General features: G+C 71.3%; 15 protein-coding genes. 4 read left to right on the top strand and 11 right to left on the bottom strand.

Annotated features, from left to right (window positions below; translation table 11 throughout):
* Nucleotides 1–116: 116 nt before the first annotated feature.
* Entirely contained in the window at nt 117–806 is a 690-nt protein-coding gene (locus ND450_RS02130) for a hypothetical protein (RefSeq protein WP_253324468.1), read from the bottom strand.
* Nucleotides 803–1171 (bottom strand): YchJ family protein, encoded by a 369-nt coding sequence (locus ND450_RS02125; RefSeq protein WP_253324467.1) that lies wholly within the window; start codon nt 1169–1171, stop codon nt 803–805. The genes ND450_RS02130 and ND450_RS02125 overlap by 4 nt, the downstream gene beginning before the upstream one ends.
* A 95-nt stretch (nt 1172–1266) precedes the next feature.
* On the opposite strand from ND450_RS02125, the gene ND450_RS02120 reads away from it, so the two are divergent.
* On the top strand, nt 1267–1818 hold the full coding sequence (locus ND450_RS02120; protein WP_253324466.1) for a DivIVA domain-containing protein: 552 nt from the start codon (nt 1267–1269) through the stop codon (nt 1816–1818).
* A gap of 52 nt (nt 1819–1870) precedes the next feature.
* Here the strand turns inward: ND450_RS02120 and ND450_RS02115 are convergent, their stop codons facing one another.
* Both ND450_RS02115 and ND450_RS02110 read right to left on the bottom strand, forming a co-directional pair.
* Nucleotides 1871–2896: an aldehyde reductase gene (locus ND450_RS02115; protein ID WP_253324465.1), complete on the bottom strand. Its 1026-nt coding sequence runs from the start codon at nt 2894–2896 to the stop codon at nt 1871–1873.
* A gap of 69 nt (nt 2897–2965) precedes the next feature.
* On the bottom strand, nt 2966–3832 hold the full coding sequence (locus ND450_RS02110) for an SAM-dependent methyltransferase (protein WP_253324464.1): 867 nt from the start codon (nt 3830–3832) through the stop codon (nt 2966–2968).
* A 316-nt stretch (nt 3833–4148) separates the two neighbouring features.
* On the opposite strand from ND450_RS02110, the gene ND450_RS02105 reads away from it, so the two are divergent.
* Both ND450_RS02105 and ND450_RS02100 read left to right on the top strand, forming a co-directional pair.
* Entirely contained in the window at nt 4149–5075 is a 927-nt protein-coding gene (locus ND450_RS02105) for a zinc-binding dehydrogenase (RefSeq protein ID WP_253324463.1), read from the top strand.
* 23 nt (nt 5076–5098) lie between these two features.
* On the top strand, nt 5099–5704 hold the full coding sequence (locus tag ND450_RS02100; RefSeq protein WP_253324462.1) for a TetR/AcrR family transcriptional regulator: 606 nt from the start codon (nt 5099–5101) through the stop codon (nt 5702–5704).
* Here the strand turns inward: ND450_RS02100 and ND450_RS02095 are convergent.
* Nucleotides 5692–7812, bottom strand: coding sequence for a discoidin domain-containing protein (locus ND450_RS02095; protein ID WP_253324461.1), 2121 nt, complete (start codon nt 7810–7812; stop codon nt 5692–5694). The two genes, ND450_RS02100 and ND450_RS02095, sit on opposite strands and share 13 nt — an antisense overlap.
* 187 nt (nt 7813–7999) lie before the next feature.
* Between ND450_RS02095 and ND450_RS02090 the strand changes: the two genes are divergently transcribed.
* A complete protein-coding gene (locus ND450_RS02090; RefSeq protein WP_253324460.1) occupies nt 8000–8908 on the top strand; it encodes a DUF1996 domain-containing protein in 909 nt (302 codons plus the stop codon).
* A 55-nt stretch (nt 8909–8963) separates the two neighbouring features.
* On the opposite strand, the gene ND450_RS02085 is transcribed toward ND450_RS02090, so the two are convergent.
* The 6 genes from ND450_RS02085 to ND450_RS02060 all read right to left on the bottom strand — a co-directional run bounded on the left by ND450_RS02085 (nt 8964) and on the right by ND450_RS02060 (nt 17396).
* Nucleotides 8964–9515 carry a malectin domain-containing carbohydrate-binding protein gene (locus ND450_RS02085; RefSeq protein ID WP_253324459.1) on the bottom strand — a complete coding sequence of 184 codons (552 nt, stop codon included), beginning with the start codon at nt 9513–9515 and terminating at the stop codon, nt 8964–8966.
* A gap of 27 nt (nt 9516–9542) precedes the next feature.
* Nucleotides 9543–10304 carry a substrate-binding domain-containing protein gene (locus ND450_RS02080; RefSeq protein WP_253324458.1) on the bottom strand — a complete coding sequence of 254 codons (762 nt, stop codon included), beginning with the start codon at nt 10302–10304 and terminating at the stop codon, nt 9543–9545.
* Nucleotides 10301–12319: a discoidin domain-containing protein gene (locus ND450_RS02075; protein ID WP_371927629.1), complete on the bottom strand. Its 2019-nt coding sequence runs from the start codon at nt 12317–12319 to the stop codon at nt 10301–10303. Before ND450_RS02075 ends, ND450_RS02080 begins: the two co-directional genes overlap by 4 nt.
* Before the next feature lie 286 nt (nt 12320–12605).
* The gene (locus ND450_RS02070; RefSeq protein ID WP_253324456.1) at nt 12606–13619 is read right to left on the bottom strand and encodes a LacI family DNA-binding transcriptional regulator; all 1014 of its coding nucleotides are present in this window, start codon (nt 13617–13619) and stop codon (nt 12606–12608) included.
* A gap of 8 nt (nt 13620–13627) precedes the next feature.
* On the bottom strand, nt 13628–16006 hold the full coding sequence (locus tag ND450_RS02065) for a glycoside hydrolase family 3 C-terminal domain-containing protein (RefSeq protein WP_253324455.1): 2379 nt from the start codon (nt 16004–16006) through the stop codon (nt 13628–13630).
* A 178-nt stretch (nt 16007–16184) separates the two neighbouring features.
* Nucleotides 16185–17396: an ROK family transcriptional regulator gene (locus tag ND450_RS02060; protein WP_253324454.1), complete on the bottom strand. Its 1212-nt coding sequence runs from the start codon at nt 17394–17396 to the stop codon at nt 16185–16187.
* Between the last annotated feature and the right edge of the window lie 129 nt (nt 17397–17525).

Raw genomic sequence — 17525 nt, 5'->3', positions numbered from 1 at the left:
GCGCCTGATCACCTCCGTGCCATCCCGGTCACTCGCCCTTTCGGTGTAATCGGGCAACGATCGTGCACGCTATCAAGACGCGCTGCGTAACCGTTACCCAGTCGGGTTATTTGATCTCATCCGATCGAGACCCACACCGCCCGCGCTCGTCCGCACACACCGTGAGGACCGACGATCGCGGACGCGGAGTAGGCCTTGCGCCCTTCCCTGCCAAGTTCCCACGCCAGCAGCACGTGGTCCACGCCCAGTTCCACGGGTTGCTCCACCTGAGCGACGAACGTGCCGAGCACGAACGCCGGACCGCCGTCGGGCGCGACGGGTTGCGCGGACGGGCAGTCGAGTGCGGCCCACACGACCTCGGGCAGCACGGTCGTCCCGTCGTTCGGCAGCACCTCGGACGGCCGCCACACACCGGCCCACTCGGCGCGGCCGTCGAGCGGCCCGAGCAGCGCGCCGATGCCGTCCTCCCGGGCGGGACCGCACCCGAAGCAGGTCGGGAACGGGTGCCGGTCGCGCCACGGCACCTTCGCGGACGCCTTGAGCGCCTCGTCGAGCGTCGGCGCGGCGGGGACGTCGAGGTCGAGCGCCGCCGGCTCGGCCGAGGCGATGAGCACCTCGCCGTCGAGCAGCTGCCCGTCGCGGACCTGCAGCTCGCGGTCGAGCGGGATCGGCTTGCGCAGCCGGACGCTCACCGCGGCGGCGTCGACGTGCGCGGCGAGCAGGCCGGCCGAGTAGCCGCCGTTGCCCGAGCCGGGAGGCCCGTTGAACCTGCTCGCGACCGTCACGGTGGCAGTCCCGGGGGTCATTCGAGACCCTCCGCGTACACCCACTGGCCGTTCTCCCTGATGAACTTGCTCCGCTCGTGCACGACGCCCCCGACGTAGTGCGCCCGGAACTCGACGACGCCCTCGTTCTGGAGCATTCCGCCGTTCTCGGTGGCCAGGACCTCGAGCTTCAGCCACCGGTCGGTCGAGTCGATCCCGGCGCTCGACGGGCGGTGCCGAGAGGCCCACGTGCGCAGCAGGTAGTCCTCATCGGACACCGCGAAAGCGCTGTAGCGGGACCGCATCAGCTGCTCGGCCGTCGCCGCCTTGCGGGCTCCGGAGTGCAGCGCACCACAGCAGTCCACATAGGACTGCCCGGTGCCACAGGGGCACAGTTTGTTCGTCACGCCGACATTGTGCCTGGTGAACCCGTTAGAACCGATGCCGCGCCCCGTACGTACCCCTTGGCAAGACTGACTCGCGGGAGGCAGAGGAGACGGCAGTGAGTGTCGACGGCAGGACCGAGCTCGTACCGCTACGCACCTGGTTCGGGCTCCGATGGCGCGGCTACGACCGCGACGAGGTGGACGACTACGTGGCCGAGCTGGAGGCCGAGCTCCGCCTGGTCACGGCCGACCGCAACGCCTCGGAGGCCCGCGCGGACGCCCTGGCCAGCAGACTCGGCTCGGTCCAGGAGGAGAACGCCGCCCTGCAGGACGGCCTGCACCGCATCTGCCTCACCCCGATCGACCTCAAGGGCCTCCCGGAACGCCTGGCCCGCATGGTCGCCCTCGCGGAGGAGGAGCGCCGGGAGGTCATCAGGGACGCCCAGCTCAAGGCGTTGATGATCGTGGGTGAGGCCGAGCAGCGCGCCCGTCAGCTGGACGAGGAGGCGGCCGCGAAGCGCGAGGGGATCCGCGAGGACTTCCGCCTCGCGATGTCGGCCCGCCGCGCCGAGGCGATGCGGGCGCTGGCCGAGCTGCGCAACGTCGCCCGCGACGAGGCGGAACGCATCGTCGCGGAGGCGAAGATCCAGAACCTGCACATCGAATAGCGCTCGGGGGTGCGCTGGGCGGGAGTTCGCCCAGCGCACCGCACCCGCGGTGTCAGCGCGACCGGCTCGGCACCTGGTTCCGCCCGCCCCGCGGCGTCACGAACCCCTCCGCGATCAGGCTGTCGGCGGTGTCCACGACGGTCTCGCGCAGCGGTCGCATCGCCCACCCCAGCTCCGTCCGCGCCTTGGCCGACGTGACGAGTTCCCGGCGGTCCAGCAGGCTCAGCACCACCCGCAGTGGCGGCGCGAACCGGGCCGCGAACCGCACCACCGGGCTGGGGATCGTGGTCGTCGAGACCCGGAGGCCCCGGCCGTTGTACTCGTCGGCGAGGAGCCGGGCGAGTTCGGGCATCCACGTCTCGCCGCCGGCGAGGATGTAGCGCTGTCCGGCGGCCCGCGGTGACTCGAGGGCCAGGCGGTGGCCCACAGCGAGGTCGCGGACGTCGACGACCGCCAGCGCCATGCGCAGCGGTGCGGGGATCTCGCGCGTCATCAGGCGGCGCACGACCTCGACCGTCGTGCTGGTCGCGGCGCCGTCCAGCGGGCCGAGCACCGAGCCGGGGTTGACCACGACCAGCTCGACACGTCGCGGCGACTCGGCCACGAAGTCCCACGCGGCGCGTTCGGCCAGGGTCTTGCTCTTGGCGTAGGCGGCGCAGTGGTCGAGGTCGGACCAGTCGGCCTCCGTGTGCACCCTCGGGTCCGCACGGTCCGGGCGGATGCGGATCGCCGCGATCGACGACGTCAGCACCACCCGTTTCACCGTGCCCGAGGCCTCGGCGGCGCGCAGCACCCTCAGCGTGCCGTCGACGGCGGGGCGGATCAGGTCGTTCTCGTCAGCGGGTTCGCTGGAGGGGAACGGCGACGCCACGTGCATCACGTGGTCGCAGCCGGCGACCGCCTCCGCCCAGCCGTCATCCGACCCGAGGTCGGCCCGGACCACCTCGACGCCCTCGGCGAGCGCGGCGGTGGCGGAACGGACCGTCGCCCGCACCGCGTAGCCGTGGGCCAGCAGTTCGCGGGTGACGTGGCGGGCGATGAAGCCGGTGCCACCCGTCACGAGGACGCGTTGGGGCATTTCGGTGCTCCGGAGGTGGGATGGGCACGCGCCCGGTCAGGGCGTGTGTCGACGATGTCCTCGTACCGTTCAGGGCTTGGCCCCGAGCACCCAGCGGGACATCCGGATCGGGTCGTCGACGGACGGATCGGGACCACGGCCGTAGCGCGCGGTGTAGTCGGCGACCGGCCGTTCGTCGATCTCCCACCCGGCCGCCCTCAGCGCACCCGCCGAGTCGGGACGGGCGCCGTCGTCGAGCAGGCTCGGCAGGTGCGAGCCGATGGCGTCCCCCGTGCCCGAGTACAGCTCGTGGTCGCGGAACTCCGGGGACTCCTGCCCGAGCAAGACCTCGTAGCCGAGGTGGCTGCCGGGCGCGGACAACCGGTCGACCAGGCCGAGCACCCGTTCCTCCACCGCGCGCGGCAGGTAGGGCAGCACCCCTTCGGCGATCCAGGTCGTCGGCAGGCCGGGTGAGAAACCGGCGTCGAGCAGAGCGGCGTCCCACGCGTCGGCGAGGTCGACGACCAACCGGTCGCAGCGCACGTCCCCGCTCGCGCCGACCGCGTCGAGGACCTCGGTCTTGAACGCGAGCACGTCCGCGCGGTCGATCTCGAACACCCGCACCGCGTCCGGCAGGCCGAGCCGCAGGACGCGGGTGTCGAGCCCGGCGCCGAGGAGCACGACCTGAGGGGTCGCCGCAGTCCGTACAACGTCGTCGAAAACCCTTGTGCGCAAAGCGCAGTAGGCGCCCAGACGGCCCCACACGGGATGCGCGTCGCCGCCCTCGACGTCCTCGATGCGGGTGGGCATCGCGACCCCGGAACGCGCGTGCCGGACGAAGTGCTCGGCGTACTCGTCCCGGACGAGGCCGTCCGGGCGACGGGTCTCGATCGCCCTCATGGCGGTGATCATGAGGGCGGTGGTGCTCACGCCCTCGGCCAGCACGGCATCGGTCACGACGGTTCCTCCGATCGGGAGCGCGCGCGGGCGCCGCGCGATGAACGCGACGCCCGACTCAGCCGTTTCGCCAGGTGTGGCAACGGTTTCCAGCACCGAGTCCTCTGTGGAGCGCTCGCAAGATCGACACTATCGCCACCTGCCACACGGGTCAAGACCGAACGTTCTATCTCACACTCAGGCGGGCGCGTCGGGCCGGCCAGGCGGTGCCCGCACGGTTCCGCCGGGGCGTGCGGCGGTCTCACGGCAGTTGCGCCGGGCGACCACTCGACGATAACGTTCCGTTCCGCATCGGAACGTTATTCGGGAGGTCGTTGTGCGCGCTGCTGTCGTGCAGGAGTCCGGGGAACTCGCCACCGCCGAAGTGGCGGACCCCGTGCCGGGGCCGGGTCAGGTGCTCGTGGACGTCGAGGCGATCGGCGCGGGTTACGTCGACGTGATGATCAGCCGGGGTGAGTACCCGGGAGCCACCGGCGGCGCGGGCACGGTGCCCGGCGTGGAGGTCGTCGGCAGGGTCCGGACCGGCGACCTCGCGGGTCGGCGCGTGCTGGCGTTCGCCGGCAGCGGCGGCTACGCGGAGCAGTTCGTCACGGGCGCCGACGCCGTCCTGCCCGTGCCGGAGGACGCCGACGCCATCGAGGTGGTCGCGCTGGGGATGAACGCCCTGGTCGCCCACCTGGCGTTGCGCCGGGCCTCGGCGGTGGCCGGGGAACGCGTGCTCGTCCGGGGTGCGGGTGGCGGGATCGGTGTGCTGGCAACACAACTCGCGCGCGCCATCGGAGCGGACGTCACCGCCATCACCTCCTCGCGGGCCCGCGGCGAGCGCCTGCGGGAGCTGGGGGCGGCGCGGATCTTCGACCGGACCACCGCCGAGGTGCCCGGTGATTCGTACGACGTGGTGATCGACACCGTCGCCGGGCCCGGCACCGCGCGCCACCTCGGTCTGCTGGGCGCCAACGGGAGGTACGTGCTGGCGGGCGCGGCCGGTGGCCTGCCGTCGGACGACGTCGTCGGCACGTTGCTGCGCGACTTCCACCGGTCGCCGTCGCTGTTCGCGTTCAGCCTCAACTCCGTGGCGGCGCCGGACCTGCTGCGGTCGTGGGAGGAGGTCGTCGCGCTGTGGCGGCGGGGCGACCTGACGCCGGTGGTCCACGACCGGCTGGAGCTCACCGACGCCGCGCAGGTCATCGAGCTGCTGGGACGTGGTGCGCCGTTCGGCAAGGTGGTCCTGCTGCCTCGTTAAGCTGGGCGGGACCGGGAGGTGGAATGGCACGCCGACGCGACGAGCGCATCGACCACGCCGTGCTGGACGCGGTGTCCGCTCTGGTGCGCGAGGTCGGCTACCCGGCGCTGACGATGGAGGCCATCGCCGCGAGGGCGGGCACCACCAAGCCCGCCATCCGCCGCCGCTGGCAGAGCCGTCAGCAGTTGGTCGTCGCGGCCATGGCGCGCGACCGCATCGGCCTGACGGAGATCGACACGGGCTGCCTGCACTGCGACCTCGTCGGCCACCTGGAGGCCCTGCGAACCGGCCTGGAGGACCCCGCGCTCGGTCCGGCGATCCCGGCGCTGCTGGCCGACCTGGCCGACGATCCGGTTCTGCACGAGGAGTTCCTCGCCGTGTTGTGGGAGCCGCGGCGGCAGGCGTGCGTGGCCACCCTCCGCAAGGCGCAGGACCGCGGGGAGCTGGAGCCGTCCGCCGACGTCGACCTGGTGCTGGACCTCTTCGCGGCGCCGGTCATGTTCCGGGCGTTGTTCCGCCACGCCCCGATGGGGCCCGACTTCGCGGAACTGGTCACGGGAGCGGTGCTCGACGGCGTCGGGGCAACGGCCGGGGTTCCCGGCCGTTGCCCCTCACGTCACCTGCGGTAGACGCCGAACTCGTAGAGCGAGTAGCCCCAGCCGGTTCCGCGCTGGGTCGCGTGCAGTCGGACGTATCGGCCGGTCGCCGTCACGTCGATCGAGTCCACGCCGCCGTTGCCCGTCGTGGTGCCGTAGACGGAACGCCAGTTGGTGCCGTCGTCGGACACCTGGATCTCGTACGCCCGCCCGAAAGCGCCTTCCCACACCAGCTGCACGTGCTGGAACGTCGTCACCGCGCCGAGGTCGACCCGGATCCACTGCGGGTCGGCCCAGTCGGTGGCCCAGCGGGAGCCCGCGTTGCCGTCCACCGCGTTGGACGGCGGGTACGGCGCGCCGTCACCCACCTGCTGGTACGACGACGCCGTGGTGGGCTTGTTCAGCGCCACGTTCGTGCCCGCGGGCTGCGGTGCCACGACCCGCACCGACTTCGTCTCGATGCCGATGTTGCCGCGGCCGTCCTCGGCCATCACGTACACCTTCCACACGCCGAGCCGGTCGGGTGCCGTGACGGTGAGCCGGTTCCCGTTGACCTGCACGGGAGCGTTGGCGAGACCACCGCTGTTGTCGATGTACTTGCTGTTGAACGCCGCCGACCACGCGATCGCGTCACCGTTCGGGTCGGACGCGGCCACGTCGATGTTCAGCTGGGCGCCCGCCGCGATCGTCCGCGGCAGGTTCATGGCGGTGATCACCGGCGGGGTGTTGGCCGGGGTCGCACCACCGAACGCCTGCTGCACCGAGTAGAACGACAGCCGCTTCTTGCCCGCGGGCGTCAGGTTGAACCAGACGGCGCCGAAGTCGTACTCGGTGCCGTAGTGGAACAGCGTGCCGCCGAAGGACACTCCCCTGTGGCCGATGATGCAGTTCCAGGCCTGGGTGTAGCCGTCGCGCTTCTGGACGTCCGTGGGCTCGTCGGGCACGCCGTTGACGTCGTTGGGGACCTCCCACTCACCGGCGGGGCCGGCCTCGGTCAGGATGTACGGCTTGGTGTAGCCGCCGTCGATCCAGTCCTGGCGGACCTTGCAGACGTTGCCGTAGGAGTTGACCGAGTACAGGTCGAGGTCGGGCGTGTGGGCCTTGAGGTACACCCACGCACCGGTCCAGGCGTCCGTGTTGGTCACCGGGTGGTTCGTGTCGATGGCGTGGATCGCCTGCGCGGCCTCGTTGATGTACCTCGCGTACGCCACGCGCTGGTTCTCGAGCTCCGTGCCGGAGTAGCAGTTCTGCAGGCCCAGGATGGACTCGTTGCCGACGTTCCACATCAGCACGCCGGGGTGGTCCTTGTAGGTCGTGACCCACTGGCGGATCTGCCCGAGCATGTCGGCCTTGTAGGCGCCGTCCGTCACGTAGTTCACGCAACCGCCGGAGCCGGGACCACCGCCGGGCTGCAACCAGAAGCCGTTGATCACGCGCAGGCCGTTGGCCGCGGCCGCGTCGAGCAGCGGGCGGGTCGTGGCGTCCGTGCCCCACGTGCGCACCGTGTTGACGCCCATGGACTTCAGCTCGGGCATGTACCGCGCCGCGTCGGCGGCGGGCGGACCCCAGGTGAGGCCCTTGACGGTCCACGGCTGGCCGTCGACCGTGAGCTGCCAGTTGCCCTGGGAGCCGGTGACGCGCACGCCGGTGCCGGGCTGCGGGTTCGAGCCGCCCTGCTCGCCGTAGACGCGGAACTCCCACAGCGAGATGCCGTAGCCGTTGGCGCGCTGGGTCGAGTGGACGCGGACGTACCGGCCGGTGCCGGTGACGTCGAAGCCCTGCCGGCCACCGGTGCCCCCGGTGACGGAGCGGATCGACGTCCAGCTGTCGCCGTTGGCCGAGACCTGGATCTCGAACGCCGTGGCGTAGGCGGACTCCCAGTCGAGTTCGACGCGGGTCACGGTCGAGGTGGCGCCGAGGTCGACCCGCAGCCACTGCGGGTCGCTCCACGTGCTGGACCACCGGGTCCCGGGATCACCGTCGACCGCGGCCGAGGCGGGGGTGCCCCCGCCCTCGGTGGACGACGCGGTGGCGGGTTTGCCTTGGGAGAGCAGTGAGGGCGCGGCGCTGACCGTGCCCGGTACCACTGCCAGTCCCACGAGCACGGCGAGCACCGTGCCGACAGAGCGGAGGCGGAACATTGCGTCTCCTGCAGGGTCTAGTGAGGGGGTGAAGTGCGGGAGAGCGCTCTCACAACCCTGGCGGCGAATGTTACGAACACACCACGCTCATGTCAACGAACCCCTTGACATCGTCCCGACACGAGCGGGACATTACTTGGGAGAGCGCTCTCCCAGCCGGTTTTCCCACGTCGGCAGGAGGACACAGTTGTCCCGAAAACTCAGCGCGCTGACCCTGGCGGCCAGCCTCGTCACGGCGGTGCTCGCGGTGGTCACGAGCGCGGCCCAGGCCGATGACTACGTGAGCCACCACGAGTTCCAAGCGAACTGCTCGTTCACCGCGGACCGCCCGGACGACCCGATCGTCTTCCCCGGTCTGCCCGGCGCGTCACACCTGCACACGTTCATCGGCAACCACTCCACCAACGCCAACAGCACGAACGACTCGCTCAAGCAGGCCACCACGAACTGCGTCACGCCCGACGACAAGTCGGCGTACTGGTTCCCGTCCGTGCTGAACGGCGACCAGGTCGTGCGGCCGGACGGCAACCAGGTCGTCTACTACAAGTCCGGCATCCTGCGGTACCAGGACGTCGTGCCGTTCCCGGCCGGCATCCGGTTCGTCGTGGGCAGCCCGACGTCAACGCAGGAGGAGTTCCGCACGCACCCCGGCGCCATCGAGGGCTGGGAGTGCGGTGACAGCTACAAGAACTGGGACATCCCGTCCTGGTGCATGCCCGGCAGCCAGCTCACGGTCCGCTTCCAGGCCCCGAGCTGCTGGAACGGCCGTGACCTCGACTCGGCGGACCACAAGTCGCACATGGCCTACCCGGACCGCGCGACCCTCGTCTGCCCGCCCAGCCACCCGGTCGCGGTGCCGATGATCGAGTTCAAGATGGCGTTCCCGGTCTCAGGCGACATGTCCCGCGTACGACTCGCCAGCGGCCGCGGGTACACCTGGCACTACGACTTCATGAACGCCTGGGACGCACCCACCCAGGCCGCACTCGTCCGGCACTGCATCAACGGCGGACTGCAGTGCGACCCGCGCGGATTCGACCTCTACAAGCCGCATCGAGGTGCCGCACTCGGACCGGACTACCGGTTGCCGCGGTAGAAGCAGAACGTCCCAGGGCGCGGGTGCGCCCTGGGACGTTCTCCGTTTCCGGCCGTTACGCGGCGGGCACCAGCACGATGGCGTTGATCTGGGGCTGCTCGACCGCGCCGCGCACCAGGTCGACGCGCACCTCGCCGTTCGCGTCCGCGGTGACGGCGAAGTCCTTCTCCACTCCGAACGCGGTGAGCGGGGCGTCCGCGCCGGCGGCGACGGCGGTCCCGATGATGTCGAAGTCGCTCAGCACGCGCTGACCGTTCACGTCGACGTCGAAGACCCGCTGGCCGGGGCGGGTGAAGTACCAGTCGAGGAAGTACAGCCGCAGCTCGTACGACGCCCCCGCGGTCAGGCCGGTGAGCGAGTAGGACGACTCCAGGTACCGCGAGGTGTTCCAGAGCGCGCTGTCGATCCGGTTCGTGACGGTGCGGCTGAAGACCACGTTCGACCGCTTGTCCGCGGGCTTGGTCTCCGTGAGTCCCCCGACGCCGACGTCACCGGGTCCTCCCGCGTCCACCACGACGGGATCGGCGGCCGGGGAGGCCTGTGCCGTGCCGAGCAGGAGCGCGGTCGCCGCCGCGGTCGCCGCGATCACTCGAATGAAGTTGCGCATGCGTGTAGAGCACCACCTTGTTCGTTTTCAACGGGAATGCGGAGCCGGCGTGGGTGCCGCCAGGGTCGTGCCCTCGACGAACTCGCACGCCAGCAGCACCTGGGACCGCTTCTGCGGCAGCCGCGCCAGCAGGTGCACGGCACGCCGGCCGGTCTCCCACCTCGGCACGCGCAGGCCGGTGAGGCCCAGCAGGTCCTGCTCGGACAGGTCGAGTGCCAGCACGGAGAGATCTCCGGGCACGGCCAGGTTCCGGCGGCGTGCCGCGCGGACGAGCGCCGCCGCGTCGTCGGAGTGCTCCGCGATCACCGCCGTCACGCCGATGCGCAGCAACTGGTCGAGCCAGACGGCGGGTGCGTGCAGCCCCGTGACGCCGAAGGCGCTTGCGGCGGCTCGGAACTCGTGCAGGCGTTCCACCGAGGTGGTGCCGCTCGGCAGTCCGATGTAGACGATCTGACGATGGCCGAAAGCCGCGGTGCGCGAGACCAGGTCGCGCACGCCCGCGGCGTGGTCCACGTCCACGTAGGGGATCTGTCTGAGCGCACTGTCCCGCCTGCCGATCGACACGAACGGGATGTCGTGGTCGATCAGGCAGGTCAGGTCGCGGTCGTCCGCGGTGCGGTCGAGCAGGACGCAGCCCGCGAGGGCCACGTCCCGGGTGTCGACGAAGTCGAGGTCGGCGCAAAGGAGCAGGCCGTTGCCCGTCCTGTGCGCCGCGTGCCCGATGCCCGCCAGAGCGGGCGTGCTCTCACCGGGAAGGGTGTCCCGGGAGAGCACGCCGATCAGACTCACGGATAGTTCACCAGGTAACGGACCTGGTTGGCGGTGTTCGCCACACCACCGACGCCGTTGATGACGTTGGCGATGGTGCCCACCCCGCCGAGGGACACGGTGACCAGGTGCCGGAACCGCACACCCGACCGGTTCGGCGCCTCGAAGCCGTTGTCCGTCACGATGCTCGGATCGGCCTGGTTGAAGGCGTAGACGCCGACACCGAACGCTTCGTGCGTCGTGACGTTGTCGGAGACCTTGTAGCCGGCCCAGCCGCGCTTGGAGCCGTTCATCCACGCGGCCTGGTTGGGCGGGTCGTACGGCAGCTCGTTCTGGTACAGGTACACGCGGCCGCCGTTGCCGTTCCAGACCAGGTTGTGCTGCTGGTAGTGCTCCACGAACAACCCGTACGCCGTCACGTTGTCGCCGTTGACGACCACACCGTTCTGGCCCGGGTTGGCCGTCCAGCTCACACCGTCACCGTGGTCGGCACGCCACACCCAGGTGTGGTCGATGATCGCGTCCCGGCTGTTCACCCGCATGCTCACCGTCGCCTTGCCCGCCTGCGACCCGCCGACGCGCAGGTACACGTCGTGCAGCGAGGTGGGGTTGGCGGCGTGCGAGTTCGCCGACGAGTCACCGATCTCCAGCAGCACCGGCGAGTTCTGCACACCGGCGTCGACGAGGAATCCGGCCAGCTTGACACCGTCCACATCGGACGTCGTCAGCGCCGCCTTGCCCGTGGTCGGCGTCAAGGTCGCGAGACCCAGACCCAGCACCACCGTGTTCGGACGGGTCACGCGGATCGTGTCGTCGAGCTGGTGGATCCCCGGCGTCAGCAGCAGGTGCTTGCCCTGGCTGAGAGCCGCGTTGATCGTCGCCGCCGGCGTACCCGGCTTCACGATGAAGAAGTCCGCCAGCGACACCGACGAACCCGGGTTGCCGTTCTCCCAGCTCGTCCCCCGCGAGTTCTGCCGCAACGCGGGAACGAACACCCGGTACTCACCGGAGCCGTCGATGTAGAGGTACGGCTTCTCGCGCGTCACCGGCGAGGTGTCGACGGTCGTGTGCGACGGGTTCGGGAAGTTGTCCACGGGCGCGCCCTGCGTGCCGGCGAACACCATGTTCCACACCGAGCCGGACCAGCCGTTGACCAGGTTGCTGTTGCGCGTGAGGAACTGCTGCTGCGACCCGGAGATGACCGTTCCGTCGATCTTGCTGTCGACGATCAGACCACCACTCGCCCAGCCGTCGTAGCCGTTCCACAGGTGCGCCTGCCCACGCAGGTGCATGCGCCGGTAGGCCGTGGCCTGCGACACCGCCCAGCGCTCGATCTGATTGGCCGGCAACGTCACCGACAGGTTCTCCGCACCACGCCAGAAGTTCTGCGTCGCGTTGCCGAGGTTGTTGGGGTCGCTGCCCTGCTGCAACCAGTCGGCCTCGACGCGGATGTGGCCGTTGATGTTGACGTCGTCCGGGTTCAGGCCCAGACCGGCGACCTGGGTGTAGAACCGCAGGTTCACGTCGGCGTTGTAGGTGCCGGGCTTGAACAGCACGGCGTGCCGCTGCGGCCCGAACTGGTTCGTCTTCATCTGCGCGGAGATCGCGTCCAGTCGCGACTGCATCTCCGACTGCGACGAACCCGGACCGTACACGTACACGTTCGGACCGAAGTCCGGGTTGCGCGGGTCGGTCGGCGTCACGCCCGGAGTGTCCGGCGTGGTCGCGTAGACACCCAGCTCCCACAACGAATAGCCGTAGCCGGTGCCGCGCTGGGTGCCGTACACCCGCACGTAACGACCCGACCCGGAGACGGTGAGCGACTGGGTGCCGCCCGTGCTCGTGGTCGTCGAGTAGACGTCACGCCAGGAGTTCGCGGCGGCGGTGTCGGACACCTGGACCTGGAAGGCCTTGCCGTACGCGCCTTCCCAGGCCAGGGAGACGCGGCAGACCTCCTGGGTGGAGCCGAGGTCGACCTGCAGCCACTGCGGGTCGGAGAACTGCGACGACCAGCGGGAACCCGCGTTCCCGTCCACGGCGGCGGAAGCAGGGGTCCCACCGTTCTCCGTCGACGACGCGGTCGCAGGCCTGTTGAGGGCGACGTTGGAGGTACCGCACGCTGCGGCACCCGCTTGAGTGGTAACGCTGACGGTTGTCACGAGGCACAGGGCGGAGGCCGCGAGTACGGCCGCCCTGGTCAGGGGAGAGCTCATGATCCTGCCTGACACGTTGGGGCGCGTGAGCCCAGACGATGACGTCCGTGGCACCGGACATCGGGAGAGCGCTCTCCCACAGGTTAACCCCTGGTGTCGGGCAGGTCAATCAAGCAGACGCCCGAATGACGAGTTCCGGTTCGAAGATGACGGACGTGGGTCGCTGTTCCGGGTCCTCGAGACTCGTGATCAGCACCTCGGCCATCTTCGCGGCCATCGCCTCGACGGGCTGGCGCACGGTGGTGAGCGGCGGGCGGCAGGCGAGAGCGGGCGCGCTGTCGTCGAACCCGACCACCGCGACGTCCTGGGGCACGCGCAAACCGTGCTCCAGCAACACGTCCACGGCTCCCTGAGCCATCAGGTCGTTGGCCGCGAACACGCCGTCCACCTCGGGGTGCTCGACGAGCAGGCTGCCCATCGCGGCGTGCCCGCTGGCCGCGGTGAAGCCGCCCTCGACGACGGGGACGTACGGGAAACCGTTGCGCGCCATGGCCTCGCGGAACCCGGTGAGCCGGTCCTGGCTGGCGAGCACGTCGAGCGGTCCCGAGATCGCGCCGACGGTCGTGCAGCCGAGCTCCATCAGCCGCGCCGCCGCGAGCCTGCCGCCCGCCTGGTGGTCGAGGTCGACGTAGCTGACGGGCAGCGGGCGGCCCGGCCGCGCGTACAGCACCGTGGGCACACCGGCCGCCAGCAGCCTCTCCGGCAACGACTCCGCCGCGTGCGTGGTCACCAGCAGCGCTCCGTCCGCGCTGCCCTGCCGCAGGAACTCGACCACGTCCGCCCTGGTGCGGTCGGTGTCCGCGAGCATCAGCACCGGGTGCACCCCGCGGGTGCGCAGGAAGTCGACGACACCGGCCGTGACGCGGCCGAAGAACGGGTCGACGAAGACGTCGGACCCGCCGCCGGCCCCGGAGATGACCAGCGCGACCGTGCCGGTGCGGCGCGTGACGAGCGAGCGGGCGGCGTGGTTGGGCGTGTAGCCGGTCTGCTCGATCGCGTTGCGCACCGTCTCCTGGAGGTTCGGGTCGACGTTGCGCGTGCCGTTCACGACGCGGGAGACGGTCGCACGGGACACGCCCGCGATCCTCGCGACGTCCTCGAGCGTCGGGCCGACCTTGGTCATGATCCGTTTCACCACGACAGGAGAGCGTTCTCCCGCTCGAGCCGCAGACGTGTGTCACCGGCGTTGGGGCCCGCCAGCACGGTGAACGCACCGGGTTCGACCACCCACTCCCCCACCCAGTGGCTGATGGCCCGCTGCGGGATCTCGACCACCGCCTCCACGCTCTCCCCCGGTCCGGCGGTCACGGCCGCGAACCCCGCCAGCCACCGCGCCGGTCTGACCACGGCGCTGTCCGGCCGGGACAGGTAGACCTGCACGACCTCGCGTCCGGGCCGGTGCCCGGTGTTGCGCACCCGGACCCGGACGACGTCGCGCTCGACCCGTGCTTCCTCGTAGTCCCAGGTGGTGTAGCCGAGTCCGTGGCCGAACCAGTACGCGGGCGCGACGTCCGTCGCCGCCCAAGCCCGGTAGCCGACGTCGAGACCTTCCCCGTACGGCAGCTTCTGAGCGACCGGCAGGTAGTCCTTCACCGGCACGTCGGCTTCCTCGGCGGGCCACGTCGTCGGCAGCCGCCCGCCGGGTTCGCGATCACCGAACAGCACGTCCGCGAGACCGCCGCCGCCCTCCTGCCCCGGGAACCACGTCAGCAGCACGGCCGCGGCCTGCCCGCGCCACGGCAGCAGCACCGGACCACCCGAGTTGACCACGACGACGGTGTTCGGGTTCACCGCGCACACCGCGCCGACCAGCGCGTCCTGCCCACCCGGCAACGCGAGGGTGTCCCGGTCGCGCCCTTCGCTCTCGATCGCGTCCGTGGTGCTGACGACGACCACCGCGACGTCACACCTCTTCGCCGCCTCGACCGCGGCCGCGAACTCGTCGTGTGCGGGCGGCGGCGGATCGGCGGCGAGCATCGACGCCATGCCGGTGTCCTCGCCCAGCTCGCGGCGGGCCACCACCTCCACGACGGTCCCCTCGGTGAGCGGCACCTCGACGTCGTGGTGCGGCGGCCGAAGGTGCTTGACGGCGGGGTCGTCGGTGTCGACGGGCTGCACGACGTCAAGCACCCGCACGCCGTCGACGTCCAGCGTCAGCCGCCCGTACCCCGCGACCGCGAGCCGCCACGCCCCGGTCCGCGTGACGTGCAGGGCGGTGCTGATCTCCAGCACCTCCGCGCCCGGCACCTCCCGGGTCTCGAGGATGCGGCCGGTCAGCCGGTGCTCGCGGAACAGCACCTCGTCGTCCGCGCCGAGCACGCGCACCAGCACGGGCGCGTCGACCGGCGTCGGCCGGTCGTCGATGCGGGGGCCGGGCGCGTGCACGGTCTCGGTCCGCCGGGTGAGGGCGTCGAGCAGGGAGTTCTCGGCGGACGGGTACAGACCGGAGCTGCCGCCGCCCTGGACGCGCGCGGCGGTCGCGCCGGGGCCGATGACCGCGGTGCTCAGGCCTGGGGCGAGGGGCAGGACGCCGTTGTTGTGCAGGAGGACCGTGCTGGCGGAGACCGCCTCGCGCAGGAGGCGCGCGTCGGCGTCCGGCGACTCGGCGGAGCTCGCACCTGCCGCCCCAGACAGCGCGACTGGGTCCGCCCCCTCCAGCGCCCCGACCCGCGCGGCCAGCCGCAGCAGCCGGAGCACCTTGTCGTCGACCAGCGCCTCCGGCACCTCCCCGGCCTCGACCGCCGCGACCAGCCGCTCCCCCCACGGCCCCCAGGGCCCCGGCATCGACAGGTCCTGCCCGGACACCGCCGACGCGACGGTCGTCCGCACCGCGCCCCAGTCCGACACCACCAGGCCGTCGAAGCCCCACTCGTCCTTCAAAGGGCTCGTGAGCAGCGGGCTCTCCGACATCGAGTGGCCGTTCACCGCGTTGTAGGCCGACATCACCGCCCACGCGCCCGCCTGGACGGCCGCCTCGAACGGGGCCAGGTACACCTCGCGCAGGGCTCGCTCGCCGACCAGCACGTCGTGGGTGAGGCGGTCGGTCTCGGTCTCGTTGGCGACGAAGTGCTTCGGCGTGGCGGCGACGCCGCCGGCCTGCACACCGCGCACGTACGCGACGCCCAGCCTCGCCGTGAGCAGGGGGTCCTCGGAGAAGCACTCGAAGTGGCGCCCGCCGTAGGGCGTGCGGTGCAGGTTGAGCACCGGTGCGAGCAGCACGTCCACGTCCTTGCGCCGCGCCTCGGCAGCCAGCAGGCCGCCCAGCCGCTCGACGAGGTCCTCGTCCCACGTCGCGCCGAGGGCGGACGGTGACGGCAGGGCCAGTGACGTGCGGCGTTCGTCCCAGCCGGGGCCGCGGACGCCCGCCGGACCGTCGGAGAACGTCATCGCACGCAGACCGACCAGCGGCTCGGCGCAGCTCTGCCAGACCGTTCCGCCCGCCAGCAGCCGCACCTTCGCGGGCAGGTCGAGCTTGCCGACCAGGCGGACCAGCTCGTGGTCGTCGTGCACCGGGAAACCTCCTTGGAGAGCGCTCTCCAAAGAGTCGGGGTGCAGGACGCCGCTGTCAATGCGTCGGAAGGCGGCTTTCTGGCGTGAGGTCGCGCGCGGGGGACGGGAGACGTGGAGGCCCCGACCTGGGCGCCCAGGCGGCAAACCGCTGGTCAGCGTCCTGACCGGCGAAACCGCGTCAGAACCCCGAAACCCGTGCCGATCGCGGGTCCGCCCCGGAGTCCAGCAACGCCGCCACCGGCAACGTCGCCGCGCCCACCGCCACCGCGTCCGGCCCCGTCCGCCCCAACTCGATCCGCACCCGCCCGTACGGGTGCCGCAGCGCGTGGTCCGCGGTGGCCGCCACGATCTCGTCCAGCTTCCGCGCCCCGAGGACGAGGCCCGCCCAGCCGCCGAGGACGACCCGCTCCGGGTTGAACAGGTTCACCAGGTTGGCGATGCCGGCACCCAGGTAGCCCACCGACTCGTCCACCACCCGGCGGGCGACGGCCGAGCGCGACGAGAGCAGGGCCTCCAGCGCCGACTGCTGGTCGACCTCGGGATCGTTGCGGCGCAAAGCTTCCCGGTACCGGGCGAGCATGGCCTCCGCTCCCGCGTACGCCTCCAGGCAGCCGCGCACGCCGCACCGGCAGCGCCGCCCGCCGTAGACGATCGTGGTGTGGCCCCACTCCCCCGCGTTGCTGGTGGCGCCCCGGTGCACCACGCCGTCGGTCACCACGGCGACGCCGACGCCCGAGCCGACCAGCACGATCACCGCGTGGCCCGCGCCGCGGCCCGCGCCGAACCACATCTCGGCCTGCCCCTGGGTCTTCGCGCCGTTCTCGACGAACAGGGGCGGCTCGACGCCGGCCTCGCGGATCATCTTCTCCAGCGGGACGGCGTCCCAGCCGATGGTCTGCGCGTGCACGACGGCGGACGTCCCGCGCTCGACCGTGCCGGGCACTCCGACGCCGACGCCGAGCACCGAGGAGGCCGCCACTCCCGTCGCGGCGAGGACCTCGCCGACACCCGAGGCGATCAGCTCGCTGACGGCCACGGGCTCCACGAAACCGAGCGGGCGATCCACTGTGGACAGACGGGTCATGGCGAGGTCGAACAGCTCGACCTTGATCCCCGTCTCGCCGACGTCGACCCCGATGACGTGCCCGAACGCCGGGTTGACGCGCAGCAGCACGCGCGGCCTGCCGCCGTCGGACTCGACCGAGCCGGCCTCGACCAGGAGGCCCTCGTCGAGCAGTTCGCCGGTGATCGTGCTGGCGGTCGCGGCGCTCAGCCCGGTGCTCGCGCTGAGCTGCTGGCGGCTCAGCGGGCCGTCGAGGAAGAGCGCCGTCAGGAGCACGGAACGGTTCTGCTTGCGGAGGTCCCGGACGGTCGCCCGTGTACGCACCATGAGCGCCAAGTTACTTCGCGCCTAAAAATAAGCCTCGGTTCGTGACCTGTTCGTTATTGACTTGCCCTCGCTGACAGGCGTCTACTCTACGGCGACCAGAGGGCCACCACGGCCTCACCCGCGATGGCA

This window comes from Lentzea sp. HUAS12, from assembly GCF_024125735.1.
Classification (GTDB): domain Bacteria; phylum Actinomycetota; class Actinomycetes; order Mycobacteriales; family Pseudonocardiaceae; genus Lentzea; species Lentzea albida.
This window is presented reverse-complemented; position numbering and strand designations above follow the sequence as displayed.

Bases quoted from the DNA above. Each gene is read 5' to 3' on its own strand.
- ND450_RS02130 (WP_253324468.1), bottom strand. From the start codon at position 806: ATGACCCCCGGGACTGCCACCGTGACGGTCGCGAGCAGGTTCAACGGG.
- ND450_RS02060 (WP_253324454.1), bottom strand. From the start codon at position 17,396: ATGGTGCGTACACGGGCGACCGTCCGGGACCTCCGCAAGCAGAACCGT.
- ND450_RS02085 (WP_253324459.1), bottom strand. From the start codon at position 9,515: ATGCGCAACTTCATTCGAGTGATCGCGGCGACCGCGGCGGCGACCGCG.
- ND450_RS02095 (WP_253324461.1), bottom strand. From the start codon at position 7,812: ATGTTCCGCCTCCGCTCTGTCGGCACGGTGCTCGCCGTGCTCGTGGGA.
- ND450_RS02115 (WP_253324465.1), bottom strand. From the start codon at position 2,896: ATGCCCCAACGCGTCCTCGTGACGGGTGGCACCGGCTTCATCGCCCGC.
- ND450_RS02070 (WP_253324456.1), bottom strand. From the start codon at position 13,619: ATGACCAAGGTCGGCCCGACGCTCGAGGACGTCGCGAGGATCGCGGGC.
- ND450_RS02100 (WP_253324462.1), top strand. From the start codon at position 5,099: ATGGCACGCCGACGCGACGAGCGCATCGACCACGCCGTGCTGGACGCG.